Raw genomic sequence first — 13324 nt, 5'->3', positions numbered from 1 at the left:
ATGGCGGAACACAACCGCAGCACAAATCCCGTTTTATCCGTTGAGCAACTGACGACATCCTTCAAGTCGGCTGGCGGCTGGCGTGCGGTCATACGCGATATCAATTTCCATGTTCACGCTGGCGAAACCGTTGCTATTGTTGGCGAAAGCGGTTCAGGCAAAAGCGTAACGGCATTGTCCACCATGCGCCTTCTGCCAAAGGACAATTCGCGCATAGAAGGCCGCATTCTTCTTGAAGGCCGCGACCTGTTGCAGGTTTCGGAAGCCGAAATGCGCTCGGTGCGCGGTGGCTCAATCGGCATGATCTTCCAGGAGCCGATGACCTCACTGAACCCGGTATTCACAATCGGCAATCAGTTGGCTGAAGCACTTGTGCTGCATCAGAAGCTGAGCTGGAAGCAGGCTGAAGCCGAAGCTCTGCGGCTCATGGATCGTGTCCGTATTCCCGCCGCCAAAACACGACTGCATGAATATCCGCACAAATTTTCAGGCGGGATGCGCCAGCGGGTGATGATTGCAATGGCGTTGGCCTGCCGCCCGAAGCTTTTGATTGCTGACGAGCCGACAACCGCATTGGATGTGACCATTCAGGCGGAAATTCTGCATCTCATTCGGGAATTGCAGGAAGAAGAGAACATGGCTGTCCTCTTCATCACCCATGATATGGGTGTGGTTGCCGAGGTGGCAGATCGCACTGTTGTCATGTTGCGCGGCGATATGGTTGAGACTGGTGCCACCAGGGACATCTTTGCTTCACCAAAAGCTGTTTACACCAAATCGCTGTTGGCTTCCATTCCGCGCCTTGGCACCATGGGTGACACGATCGCGCCAAAGCGCTTTCCCGAGGTGAATCCGCAAACCGGTGAAGCGAAAGATGGCCGGGTGACAAAGCCGGTTCCATCAACTCGCAACCCTATTCTGCAAGCCTCCAATATTGTTGTCCGTTTTGATCTGCCCAATGGTCGAATTCATGCCGTTGAAGATGTTTCATTTGATTTACGCCCTGGTGAAACGCTGGCGCTTGTAGGGGAATCCGGTTGTGGAAAATCAACAACCGGGCGCGCCATCATGCGCCTTCTCGAACCCGCATCCGGCAGCATCATTATTGAAGATAAGGATGTGACCAAACTGGGCGCTTCATCCTTGCGGGCCATGCGACGCAGCGCACAGATTATCTTTCAGGATCCTTTTGCGTCGCTCAATCCGCGTATTCGTATCGGCGCGGCAATTGCTGAGCCCATCCTCTCGCATGGTTTGATGAACAAGAAACAGGCGAAGGAAAGGGTGGCGGAACTGCTTGAACAGGTTGGACTGGCTGCCTCAATGGCCGAGCGTTTCCCACATGAATTCTCGGGTGGTCAGCGTCAGCGCATATCGATTGCCCGTGCCTTGGCGCTTCAGCCCAAGCTGATTGTTGCTGATGAAGCTGTTTCGGCACTGGATGTTTCCGTTAAGGCGCAGGTGGCGAATCTTCTGATGGATTTGCAGGAAAAGCACGATCTGGCCTATTTGTTCATCAGCCATGATATGGCCGTTGTCGAGCGGATCAGCCATCGCGTTGCAGTGATGTATCTGGGTGAAATTGTCGAGATTGGGCCAAGAGAGTCCATCTTCAACAACCCCCAGCACCCTTATACACGCCGCCTGATTGACGCTGTTCCCATTCCCGATCCAGCAGCACGCAAACTGAAGCGTCCTGATCTGGGGAAAGAGATCAAAAGCCCTCTCAGATCATATGATTATGTACCGCCGAAAAAAGCCTATCGAGAAGTGAGCCCAGGACACCTTGTGCAACTGAGTGACTGGAATAACACGGAAAATGCGGCTGCATGACAAGCAGCAGTGCGTCCGCCGGAAGCATGGTGTGAGACGAAGCCATGGCCAAAGCGAATTCAGGAGTTGAAATGAGCGACAATAAAATAATCCGCTATGAAACTGCAGACAGCCAGGCTGGTGGACAGCCTCGCCCTTTTGCCAAGGCAGTGCGCGCGGGTGACCTCATCTATGTTTCCGGTCAGGTGCCGACCGTCGATGGTGAAGTGGTTGCCGGCAATATCGTCGCGCAGACAGAACAAGTGGTGGCCAACATCAAAAGCGCCCTTGCCCTTGCAGATTGCACATTGGCAGATGTGGTGAAGGTGAATGTCTGGCTGGATGATGCCCGTGATTTTTCGAGCTTCAACGCGGTGTTCCAGAAATATTTTATCGATCATCCGCCAGCGCGTTCAACTGTTCAGTCACCTTTGATGGTGGATGCCAAAGTGGAAATGGACGTGATTGCCTATAAGCCAGCGTCCGTTTAAGCCCTTTCGATGGAGGCATGACATGCGGTGTAACATGGTGTCTGCTGCGCTCGCGATGCTGCTTGCCGGCGGCACCCCGGCAGTGGCGAATGAAGAAATCCAAGCTCCAGGTCCCGACGGACCACTGCAGGGAACGCTGGTTCTGCCGGCAGTGGATTCACCAATCGTCCTTATGATACCGGGCTCTGGTCCGACTGATCGAGACGGCAACAACCCTCTGGGTGTTAACGCTGCGCCGTATCGTCTCCTGGCCGAGGGGTTGGCCGAGCAAGGGATCGGCAGTGTTCGCATTGATAAGCGTGGCATGTTCGGCAGCCAGGCTGCCGTTGCTGATGCCAATGCGGTGACACTTGACGACTATGTCCACGATACTGGCATCTGGGTGGATGCAGTTCGGGCAAGAACGGGGGCTACATGCGTCTGGCTGCTCGGTCATAGCGAGGGCGGCCTCGTTGCGTTGGCGTCTGCCGCGAAGACCAATAACCTCTGCGGATTGATTCTGGTCGCTACGGCCGGACGCCCCCTCGGTGATGTTCTCAAAGAGCAGTTGCAGGCCAATCCGGCAAACACGCAGTTGCTGGCCGCGGCCAATCACGCAATAGACGAGCTGTCAGCCGGCCGACTTGTGGAGACGGCGACATTGCCGCCGGAACTGATGCCACTTTTTAATCCTGACGTGCAGAGATTTCTCATCAGCACCTTTGCGCTGGACCCTGCGGAACTGGCTGGGGGAATTGCTGTGCCGCTCCTGATAGCGCAAGGGCAGACCGATCTTCAGGTGTCGGGGTCCGATGCCGAACGTATCAAACAGGCCGCACCAGACGCGGAGCTGGCGATCCTGCCGGATACCAACCATGTCATGAAGCAGGTTGGCCCCGATGATCGAGACGCCAACCTCGCCACCTATGCCGCGGCCGATCTGCCGTTGGCACCAGGCGTTGTGGATAGCATCGCCAGTTTCATAAAATCCCACTGAGGCCTCGTGTAGTCGAGACACTTTTAGCGGCATGTCGCTTGCCGAAGGTGCCAAGCTGATTTCAGCCGGTCCCTGCTGGTCCCTTGGGACTGTGGGCAACAATTTCAGGATTTCAAAGACAACAAAAAACTCGCCAGGCAAAGACTTAGCGAGCCTGCACGACCTGAGATATAGGTGACATTTCGTACCGGAGACATGGGTAACACTTTTCGCTTTTGCGAGAGGTGTTGATGCTGTGGAGAGAGACTTCGGTCATGGCGGAACGTCTACGCTTTAGCGCCCGCCTTGTGGAGTGAGAAGAGATGAGCGATGTCTGCCGGGATTTCTGCATCTCGCGCAAAACTGGCTGCAACATATTCAGTCGCTATAAGACTGATAGCGTTGAAGCCCTGCCGGACAGATCGCGGCGGCCGGTTCGTTATGCAGGCTCATCGACCTTATAAGCCGAGCAACGGTGCAGCGGGCGGCGTCAAAGTCTTCACGCTTCAACTGCCGCCAGACTTTCCGACCACCATAAACGCGGAAGGTCCGTGCCCGAGAACTCCCGTCCCACGAAACCAAGTTCGCAGACGAGCTGGCGAGAGACCGACCGGAGCTTCTAAACAAATTCGTCAGAGGGGGTCATGACGCTTCCGCATGATGAATGCGTCAATATTCGCTCTCAAACAAACTGCGCATCCCTTTCATCACGGGGATTATGGTGGATGCGCAACCCGCTTATGCTGGTAAAACCATTTAAAAGATGCGATAGCTCCGCTGCAGAAACGGGCGGCGGGCATGGCTGGAAAGCAGGTAGTTAAGGCGAGTCTTTCGGAGCAGATCTACCGCAATCTGCGGCTTTCGCTGATGGAAGGGGAATACCGTCCGGGTGAGCGTCTGACAATCAGCGGTGTGGCCGAACTTTACGGTACCTCAATTACTCCGGTTCGCGAGGCGATTATGCGGCTTGCGTCGGAACAGGCGTTGAAATTCACCGCTGCCACCTCGGTGATCGTGCCCGTGCTCACGGCGCGCGACCTGCGCGAGATCGTCGCGATACGCTATCAGCTGGAAGGCATTGCTGCGCATCACGTGGGAGAAATCGCAACGCCTGAAGTTATTGCGGAATTTGAGGCGATGAACTCTGCCTTCATAGCCGCCGCTGGACTTGATCCGCGCGAAGCGGCGCGCGCCAACCGCGAATTTCACTTCCTGATCTTACGTCGGGCGAACCTGCCCTTTGTGGAAGCCGTCTGCGAGAATATGTGGGCGTTGATGGGGCCTTTTCTGCGCACCTTTCACGAGGAGATGCCCGCGCGTCGCCTCTCCGGCAGTGACCATCTGCATTTCAGCTTTATCGAGGCGCTTCGGCATAATGATGCAAAGGCCGCAGAGGCCGCGATGCAGGCCGATGTAAACTGGTCGCGCGAGCTGATCGCCCGGATTGCAGAGGACTGATAGAACGATCCGGGCCTGATCGGCCCGAACCCTTCACGACCGCTCACGCGATGGAATAGCCGCCATCGATAGGGATAAGGGCACCGTTAATGTAGCGCGCTGCGGGCGAGACAAGGAAGCCGATCACCTCGGCGATCTCTTCAGGTTCCGCCCAGCGTCCCAGAGGAATTCGCGCAGTGATTGCGGGCTCGCGCGCAGGATCGTTCTTTGCGCCTGCCCCCATTCTTGTATTGACCCAGCCCGGCGCAATTGCATTTGCCCGCACGCCTTTCGGGCCAAGCGCCACCGCAAGCGAACGGGTCAACGCCACGATGCCACCTTTCGATGCCGCATAGGCTGGCGAGCGCGCTGAACCAAACCAGCTCCACATGGATGCGAGGTTAACAATGACACCTTGAGCGGCGATCAGCTTGTCGCGAGCGGCGTTGCTGGCAGCCAGCGAAGCTGTCAGGTTGACATCCATCACCGCTCGGAACTGGTCCACCTCCCATTCCCGCATCTGGCGGATGATCCCGGCGCAATTGATCAGCGCATCAACGCGATCGGCGCGCCCGACCAGCGCTGCAAGATCTATCTCGCTCGTCACATCGGTTTTTATGAACTCGATCCCTTCGGGCAGGTCGTCCTCATTGTCGATCCCGCCTGCAATGACATGCCAGCCATCGGCCAGCAAATGGCGGCTGGTGGCAAGACCGATTCCAGTCCCGCCGCCTGTGATAATCGCGGTTTTTGTCATAACAAATTCAGCCCTTCTGCCCGGACAGGAAGCCTTCAGCCACTTCGCGAATGCCCGCGCCGTCAAGCTTGTAATGCGCGTAAAGATGGGTCGGCGGTGCGATCAGCGCATATTCGTCATAAATGCCGTGCCGCTTCAGGCGCACGCCCTTTCCCTCATCCGTGAGAACTTCGGCCACGGCTGAGCCCAGCCCGCCCATGACATTATGTTCTTCAACGGTCATCAGGCAGCGCGAGGCTTCGGCCGCCTGCAACACCGCATCGCGGTCCAGCGGCTTGATAGAGGCCATATCGATCACCCCCACCGAACGTCCCGCTGCATTCATCGCCGCTGCCGCCTCAAGCGCGGCGTGAACGGTGATGCCGCAGGCGATGATTGTCAGCTCTTCGCCGATGCTGTGAATATGGGCTTTTCCGAAGGTGAATTCGGTGCCGCCCTTATAGACGACCGGATCACGGCCGCGGCCGATGCGGAAGTAGATCGGCTGGTCCCAGTCCGCCGAGGCGCGGATTGCGGCTTCCAGTTGCGCCCCGTCCGAAGGGGAGACAATAGCGATATCGGCCAGCGAGCGCATGGTGCCAATATCCTCCGTCGCGTGATGCGAGGTGCCATAAAAACCCAGTGAGATGCCGGTGTGATGACCGATAAGGCGAACCGGCTGTGCGCAATAGGCGACATCCATGCGAATCTGTTCGCAGGCCAGCAGCCCAAGGAAAGATGAAAATGTCGCGATGAAAGGCGTGACCCCTGTCGTGGCTATTCCGGCGGCGACAGAGACCATATTCTGTTCGGAAATGCCGAAAGAGATATAGCGGTCTGGATGGGCGGCGGCGAAGCGGTTCAGGCCGTTCGAATATTGCAGATCGGCAGACCCCGCCACAACATTGTGCCCCTGATCCACCAGCCACAAAAGCCCATTCGATAGATGGTCAAGTCCGGGATTGACAGCATTCAGTCCGCGATATTGCCAGGAGTTCGGAGATTTTGGCGCGTTCATGATCCGATGACCTTCGATTTGATTTCGGCAATGGCGTCTTGGGCATCCTCTGGGTCAAGCCAGCCCAGATGCCAACCCGGCTCGGTCTCCATGTAGGAAACTCCCTTACCCTTGATGGTTTTCGAGATGACGAGCGCCGGCTTCTCGCGGCTGTCATCAGCGCGCAGGCTGCGCATCAGTTCGGTGACGGCGGCAATGTCATGGCCATCGACCTCGTAGACCTCCCAGCCAAACGCCCGCCATTTCGCGTCAAGCGGCTCAATACCCATCACGTCATCGACCCTGCCATCGAGCTGAAAACCGTTGCGGTCCACAATGGCGATCAGGTTCTTCATTCGGTTCTGCGCGGCAAAAAGCGCCGCCTCCCAGACTTGGCCTTCCTGCATTTCCCCATCGCCCATCATGCAAAAAACCTTATAGGACCTGCCGGTCCAGCGCTGCGCCAACGCAATGCCGATTGCGTTGGACAGCGCATGGCCGATAGAGCCGGACGAGAAATCAACTCCCGGCACCTTGCGCATATCGGGGTGGTCGCCCAGCGGACTGCCAAGTCGCGTATAGTCGTCCAGCCAGTCTTTCGGAAAAAAGTCCAGATCGGCATAAATCGGAAACAGGCCTACCGCTGCATGGCCTTTGCCAATGGTAAAGCGGTCGCGATCGTCCCAGTCCGGTTCGCCCCGGCGCAGCTTCATCACATCATAATACAGCGCAGAGAACATCTCGGCCGCCGAAAATACCGAGGTGTAATGGCCTGTTTTGGCGATATCGATCAGGCGAATCGTCTCCAGCCGAATGAACTGCGCGCGCTCACGCAGACGCTCAATCGTGCCCTGATCCGGCACAAAACTGTTCTGGCGTCTGGGCGGGGCTTGCGGGTCTGAAGGTGTCATTCGTTACTCCTCTGTAGGGCAAGGCCGCTTTCACCTGCCCCCTGCCTGTCTGTCCGACGATTCTTTTGGTGGCGTGGTGAAAGGTTATTGACTCAACGCGGCAATATCAAGCATCATATATGATATGTGATGCACGAGTCGAGATGCTTCATGATCGATGGCGGGGAGATCCGGCCATAACTTGAAAAGGGTGATGAAGGGGAAAAGGCGGGATGATCATTTTCGGATCACCATCAAGATATGTTCAGGGTGCGGGTGCGCTCAATCAGATTGGCGCAGAGCTTGCACGACTGGGCGGCAGTGTCGCACTGCTGGTTGATCCGGTGATGAACGAGAAGTATGGCGCAGGGATAAGGGCCGCGTGTGAAAGCGCAGGCCTTACGCCGCAGATCCTGATCTTCTCGGGCGAGTGCACCGATCCCGAGATCTCGCGTTTGCTCGCCGCTGTTGATGGGCCAAACAAGCCGGAGATCGTTGCCGCGATTGGCGGTGGCAAATGTATCGATGCCGGCAAAGCCATGTCGCATCAGCTTGGTGCGCGGGTGGTGACGGTTCCCTCAATTGCGTCAACCGACGCGCCCACCTCGCATATTTACGTTGTCTATGATGACGATCACCGTTTGGTCGCGGTACGCAAACTTGCGCGCAACCCCGAATTGGTGATCGTTGATACCGCCGTGATCGTGGCTGCACCCAGACAGCTTTTTCTGGCCGGGATCGGTGACGCTATCGGCAAGATCCATGAAGTCACCTGCTGTGCAGACGCGGGCGGGAAGAATATGTTTGGCGGCACATCGGCATGGACAGCGGTTGCACTTGCCAAGAGCTGCCATGAGATCGTGCTTGCCCATGCAAGGGATGCGCTGGCCGCGCTTGACCGCGGCGAAGTGACGCCCGCCTTTGAGCGCATGGTCGAGGCAACTGTGCTGATGAGCGGGCTGGCCTTTGAAAGCGGCGGCTTGTCCGTCGCGCACTCAATGACGCGCGGCCTGAGCGCGCTGGTGCCATGGTCGCATCAAATGCACGGAATGCAGATCGCTTATGCGAATGTAGTTCAGATGCGTTTGCAGGGCGCTACTGAGGACGCAATCGACCGCTTTGCCGGTTTCTGCCACGATATCGGTCTGCCGGTTACACTGGCGGATCTTGGAGACCGCGCGCCGACCGAAGATGAGGTCACTATCCTTGCGGATATGACCATGACATCGCCGCATATCGGGCATCTGCCAGCGCCGATCACATCACGGGATATCGCAGAAGCCATCGACTGGGTTGAAACCCGTTTCAAAGCGGCTCAGTGATGGAACCCATCGGCCTTCGTGCCCGCTCAGTCCTTCACATGCGCCAGCAGGCCCGCTCCGCCGCCTTCAATATCGTGGATCAGCGCCGCATAGGCAGCATCGGGATCGCGCGCACGGATCGCCGCCACCACGCGCACATGCGGATGGGGATCCCAATTCGCGGGTATGCCAAAATCATAGAGATGCGACAGCAACGGCCCGCACCGCACCCAGAGGTTGGATACAACTTCATAAGACACTGGCAGCGTGGCGATTTCGCAGAGTTTCAGGTGAAACTTGGTGTTCAACCCGATTGCGCGCGGGAAATCCCGCGCATCCTGGGCGGCGCTGAGTTCAACATGCAGTTGCTCAAGCTGATCCACAGCTTCGGGTTTCGCGTGCAGCGCGGCTTCGCGTGCGGCATTCCCCTCAAGGAAAGAGCGAATCTTGCGAACCTCCAGCAAAGTGGTGCGCGTGAGATGCGGAACCGAAATCCGGCCACGCCCGTCCATTTCCAACGCATGTTCGGTGACAAGGCGCAGCAGAGCCTCACGCATTGGTGTCGCGCTGATGCCAAAGCTGCGCGAAACCGGCCGCAATGGCAGGTCATCGCCAGGCTTCATCCGCCCTTCCATCAGCGCCTCGCGCAGATTTGTATAGGCGTTCTCGCTCAGGCTCTGACGTTGAATCGGCTTAATCCAATCACTTCCACTGATTTCCAACATCTTTTCCCCCGTAATTAAAGGACCTGAAGCGTCGTCAAGAATTGACACGTTGTTATAACATGTGGCTTATAACGCATAGGGATGGTGCATGCTAGCGGTTGAGGAGCCGTATGCACCAGAGGAGGCTTTTAATGTTAGCGCTGCAAAAATGCATCCCCGGACAAGGGGCTGATCTGATCAATCTTGCCTTCGTTGATGTGCCTGCGGCAGATGAAATCATTGTGTCTGTTGAAGCTTGCGGGATTTGCGGCAGCGATCTTCATGCGTGGTCTGGCGACTCCGCCTACGACTTCATGCGCCTCTATCTACCGCTGACCCTTGGGCATGAATTTGCGGGAACGGTACTGGCCATCGGCGCCGATGCCGCAGCCGGACCTGATGCGCTGCGTCCGGGGGACAACATAGTTTGCCTGCCAACAGTCACCTGCGGTGATTGCGTTGCCTGCCATGAAGGACACTACAGCGCTTGCGCGAACCGCCGGGTCATCGGATTGCACCGCGATGGCGGTTTTGCTGCGAAGGTGCGCATACCTGCCGCTAATGCACTGCGCTTGCCTGCGGGCCTGGCACATGACATTGCCGCGCTGGCCGAGCCGCTGGCAGTCTCAATCAACGCCGTCAACACCTCCGGCCTCGTTTCCAGTGAAGGAAATGAAAGGGGCCGCAGGCGCGTTCTGGTGCTGGGCCCCGGCCCTATTGGCTTTGGTATAGCACTGGTCGCGGCAAGCCGGGGTGCGGATGTCATGCTGGCAGGCTTCCGGGACGGCCCGCGCCTGACGCTCGCGCGTGAACTGGGCATTGCACGCACAGTCGATCTTGCGGATGAAACCCTTACCGATGCGGTTGCCCGCCATTTCGGCCAGGGTCCTGATATTGTTCTGGAAGCCACAGGACGACCATCCAGTGTGGCCGAGGGCCTTGCCATTCTGCGCTCTGAGGGCGTTCTCGTCGTGGTTGGCATTCATGATGCCCCGCTGACGCTGGATATTAACCAACTGGTGCGCGGCAAAAAACAGATGCGCGGCAGTCACGATTCCACACGGGCCTGCTTTCAGGAAGCGGTGGCACGCCTTGCCGCCGAGCCAGATCGCTATGGCCGCATGATCACACATCGTTTGCCGCTGGAGCGCGCGTCCGAAGGCTTTGCCCTCGCCCGCGATCGTTCGGCTTTGAAAGTCATGCTGCATCCGGCTTCGTGAGAGCTGGTCGCGAAACAATTGGGGGGAGAAAACCAATGTCTGAAGCTGGAATTCTGTCAGTCGTAACCACACAGCCGGGTGGGCCGGAGGTTCTGACACTGGTGCGTCGCAACCTGCCAGCTCTTCGGCCGGGTGAGATGCGGGTGCGGGTCCATGCGGCGGGCGTCAACCGTCCGGATGCGATGCAGCGCGCAGGCAACTACCCGCCGCCGCCTGGCGTTACCGATGTGCTGGGGCTGGAACTCTCAGGGGAAGTCCTTGAAGCGGCGCCGGATGTGAACCGCTTTGCACCGGGATCCCGGGTAATGGCGCTTGTCGCAGGCGGCGCCTATGCCGAAGAAGCGATCGTGCAGGCCGAAGCCTGCATCCCGGTGCCAGACGGTCTGAGCATGATTGAGGCCGCAGGCATCCCGGAAACCTATTTCACCGTGTGGAGCAATCTTTTCATCCGCGCGGGACTCAAGGCTGGCGAAACGGTTCTGATCCATGGCGGCACCTCCGGCATTGGCGTCACCGCCACGCTTTTGGCCAAAGCCATCGGTGCGCGTGTCATCACCACCTGCGGCAGCGATGCAAAATGCCGTGCATCCGAGGCGCTTGGCGCATTGGCCTCGGTCAATTACCGCAACGGCGATTTCGTTGAGCCCGTCCGCGCCCTCACAGATGGCCGCGGCCCTGAAGTGATCCTCGACATGGTCGGCGGGCCGTATATGCAAAAAAATCTCAGCCTTGTGGCCGAGGATGGCCGCATTGCGCAAATCGCCTTCCAGCAGGGGTCACGCGCCGATCTGGATATGGGGCCGCTTCTGTTCAAACGCCTGACCCTTAGCGGATCGACGCTGCGGGCGCGGCCGCTGGCGATGAAAGCCGCGCTTGCCCGCGCTGTCGAGGCTGAAGCACTGCCGCTGATTTTAAACGCAGGTGCCCGTCCGGTGATCGATTCCGTATTTGACCTGGCAGATGTTCAAGCTGCCCATGCTCATCTCGAAGCCTCGGCTCATACCGGAAAAATCATCCTGAAAACAACAGCCTGCGAAGATAGGACCGTCTGATGAAAAACGTGGAAATCCGTTCGAACCAGACCGGAGCGCATCTTCTGGCCGCAGCTTTGCGCCGTCATGGTGTCACCAAGGTTTTCGGCCAGTCCATCCCGTCAGCCTTTTTCCTTGCCGCGCCGGATTACGGCATCACGCAGGTCGGTTACCGCACCGAAAATGCTGGTGCGGCGATGGCCGATGCCTTTGCCCGCATCTCGGGTCAGGTGGCCGTAGTTACCGGGCAGAACGGACCAGCGGCGACGCTTCTGGTCGCGGGGCTGGCAGAAGCGCTGAAGGCCTCAATCCCGGTGGTGGCGATCGTGCAGGATGTGCATCGCCAGCATACCGACCGCAACGCCTTTCAGGAGCTTGACCACCCCGCTTTGTTTCAGGGCGTCGCAAAATGGGTGCGCCGCGTAACCGAAATTTCGCGGATCGAGGACTATGTCGATATGGCGATCACCGCGGCCACGAGTGGCCGCGCCGGTCCTGCCGTGCTGCTTGTACCAGTCGATCTGATGGACGAGTTGCGCAAGCAACAACCGCACCTTGGCCGAGAAGCAGCCTACGGCCATTTCCCGCTTGATCCGGTTGCGCCCGATCCGGCCAGAATTGCCGAGGCCGCCGACCTGTTGGCGGGTGCAGCGCGGCCACTGGTCATCGCAGGCGGCGGCATTCATGCATCGCGGGCGCATCAGGCACTGAGCGAATTACAGGAGCTCGGTTTTCCCGTCGCCACCACGGTCATGGGCAAAGGCTCTGTCGATGAAACGCATTCGCTGTCGCTTGGGGTCGTAGGTTACTTCATGGGGCCGGGTGCCAAGGCCGCGGATCTGGCACCGATGGTTCGCGAAGCGGATGTTGTCCTTTTGGTCGGCAACCGCACAAACCAGAATGGCACCGATAGCTGGCAGCTTTACCCGCAGGGTGCGCGCTATATTCAGCTTGATATCGACGGCAATGAGGTTGGGCGCAATTATGAAGCTCTGCGCCTTGTGGGCGACGCCCGCCTTGGGCTCGAGGCACTGAACACCGCTCTGCAATCACGCGATCTCAACGCCCGCATCAAAGCACGCTCTGCGGTCGAAACCCAAATCCGTGAGGGACTTGCAAGCAGTGCTGCGGCCCGTTCCCATGCCTTATCAGACGCATCACCTTTGCGGCCAGAGCGGATTGTTGCTGAAATCGACAAGCTGATTTCACCCGAGGCGATTGTCGTGGCGGATGCCTCATATTCGTCGATCTGGGTTGCCGATGGCATCACCATCCGCAAGGCCGGTCAGCGCATTTTGACACCACGCGGTCTGGCCGGGCTAGGCTGGGGACTGCCCTTTGCGCTTGGCGCCAAGGCCGCACGCCCCGATGCCCCGGTAATCTGCCTGACCGGAGATGGCGGTTTTGCCCATGTCTGGGCCGAAATCGAAACCTCAAAGCGGATGAACCTGCCAGTCGTCGTGGTTGTGCTGAACAACCAGATTCTCGGCTACCAGAAACACGCTGAACTGAGCCTTTTTGGCGCGCATACCGATGTGGTGCATTTCCAGCCAGTCGATCATGCAGCCATCGCAAAAGCCTGCGGGGTCAGAGGGGTCAGGGTAGACCAAGCCGACCAGCTGCCCGCAGCGCTTCAAGACGCCATCGCCGCTAACGTGCTGACAGTCATCGACGTCGTGACCGATGAACGGGCTTGGCCACCAGTCTCAAGCTTTACCGGCAAACATGCGCTTGACTACTGATTTTATTT

The 13324-nt window shown here is 58.2% G+C and carries 12 protein-coding genes and 2 pseudogenes; 9 read left to right on the top strand and 5 right to left on the bottom strand.

Going from position 1 to position 13324, the window contains the following annotated elements; translation table 11 throughout:
* The 4 genes and pseudogenes from FPY71_RS12950 to FPY71_RS18855 all read left to right on the top strand — a co-directional run.
* Positions 1–1833 (top strand): ABC transporter ATP-binding protein, encoded by a 1833-nt coding sequence (locus tag FPY71_RS12950; RefSeq protein WP_149300728.1) that lies wholly within the window; start codon positions 1–3, stop codon positions 1831–1833.
* A gap of 71 nt (positions 1834–1904) precedes the next feature.
* On the top strand, positions 1905–2303 hold the full coding sequence (locus FPY71_RS12945; RefSeq protein WP_149300727.1) for a RidA family protein: 399 nt from the start codon (positions 1905–1907) through the stop codon (positions 2301–2303).
* 22 nt (positions 2304–2325) lie between these two features.
* Positions 2326–3279: an alpha/beta hydrolase gene (locus FPY71_RS12940; RefSeq protein WP_246160529.1), complete on the top strand. Its 954-nt coding sequence runs from the start codon at positions 2326–2328 to the stop codon at positions 3277–3279.
* Positions 3280–3509: 230 nt separating this feature from the next.
* Positions 3510–3704: pseudogene (locus tag FPY71_RS18855) on the top strand (IS481 family transposase); the annotation flags it as partial.
* On the opposite strand, the pseudogene FPY71_RS12930 reads toward FPY71_RS18855, so the two are convergent.
* Positions 3703–3804: pseudogene (locus FPY71_RS12930) on the bottom strand (IS3 family transposase); the annotation flags it as partial. The pseudogenes FPY71_RS18855 and FPY71_RS12930 sit on opposite strands and share 2 nt — an antisense overlap.
* 252 nt (positions 3805–4056) lie before the next feature.
* On the opposite strand from FPY71_RS12930, the gene FPY71_RS12925 reads away from it, so the two are divergent.
* Positions 4057–4716, top strand: coding sequence for a GntR family transcriptional regulator (locus FPY71_RS12925; protein WP_149300726.1), 660 nt, complete (start codon positions 4057–4059; stop codon positions 4714–4716).
* A gap of 43 nt (positions 4717–4759) precedes the next feature.
* Here the strand turns inward: FPY71_RS12925 and FPY71_RS12920 are convergent, their stop codons facing one another.
* Genes FPY71_RS12920 through FPY71_RS12910 form a run of 3 tightly spaced genes read right to left on the bottom strand, consistent with a single transcriptional unit; the run spans position 4760 to position 7339 of the window.
* Positions 4760–5452: an SDR family NAD(P)-dependent oxidoreductase gene (locus FPY71_RS12920; protein ID WP_149300725.1), complete on the bottom strand. Its 693-nt coding sequence runs from the start codon at positions 5450–5452 to the stop codon at positions 4760–4762.
* A gap of 7 nt (positions 5453–5459) precedes the next feature.
* Positions 5460–6449, bottom strand: coding sequence for a transketolase family protein (locus FPY71_RS12915; protein ID WP_149300724.1), 990 nt, complete (start codon positions 6447–6449; stop codon positions 5460–5462).
* Complete coding sequence (locus tag FPY71_RS12910) at positions 6446–7339, bottom strand: transketolase (RefSeq protein WP_149300723.1); 894 nt, start codon at positions 7337–7339, stop codon at positions 6446–6448. The genes FPY71_RS12915 and FPY71_RS12910 overlap by 4 nt, the downstream gene beginning before the upstream one ends.
* A gap of 212 nt (positions 7340–7551) precedes the next feature.
* On the opposite strand from FPY71_RS12910, the gene FPY71_RS12905 reads away from it, so the two are divergent.
* Positions 7552–8640 carry a glycerol dehydrogenase gene (locus FPY71_RS12905; protein WP_149300722.1) on the top strand — a complete coding sequence of 363 codons (1089 nt, stop codon included), beginning with the start codon at positions 7552–7554 and terminating at the stop codon, positions 8638–8640.
* Positions 8641–8666: 26 nt separating this feature from the next.
* Here FPY71_RS12905 and FPY71_RS12900 read toward each other — a convergent pair whose 3' ends face one another.
* A complete protein-coding gene (locus tag FPY71_RS12900) occupies positions 8667–9344 on the bottom strand; it encodes a GntR family transcriptional regulator (protein WP_149300721.1) in 678 nt (225 codons plus the stop codon).
* Positions 9345–9475: 131 nt separating this feature from the next.
* Here FPY71_RS12900 and FPY71_RS12895 point away from each other — a divergent pair, with 131 nt between their 5' ends.
* The 3 genes from FPY71_RS12895 to FPY71_RS12885 are packed head-to-tail and all read left to right on the top strand — an operon-like array spanning position 9476 to position 13316.
* Positions 9476–10543 carry a zinc-dependent alcohol dehydrogenase gene (locus FPY71_RS12895; protein WP_149300720.1) on the top strand — a complete coding sequence of 356 codons (1068 nt, stop codon included), beginning with the start codon at positions 9476–9478 and terminating at the stop codon, positions 10541–10543.
* A gap of 35 nt (positions 10544–10578) precedes the next feature.
* A complete protein-coding gene (locus FPY71_RS12890; RefSeq protein WP_149300719.1) occupies positions 10579–11595 on the top strand; it encodes an NAD(P)H-quinone oxidoreductase in 1017 nt (338 codons plus the stop codon).
* Positions 11595–13316, top strand: a complete 1722-nt coding sequence (locus FPY71_RS12885) for an acetolactate synthase catalytic subunit (protein WP_149300718.1) — start codon at positions 11595–11597, stop codon at positions 13314–13316. Before FPY71_RS12890 ends, FPY71_RS12885 begins: the two co-directional genes overlap by 1 nt.
* Positions 13317–13324 lie beyond the last annotated feature (8 nt).

Source organism: Aureimonas fodinaquatilis, from assembly GCF_008369445.1.
In the GTDB taxonomy this organism is placed as follows: Bacteria; Pseudomonadota; Alphaproteobacteria; order Rhizobiales; family Rhizobiaceae; genus Aureimonas; species Aureimonas fodinaquatilis.
Note: the sequence above shows the minus strand (reverse complement) of the source record. Positions and strands in the feature narration are given on the sequence as shown.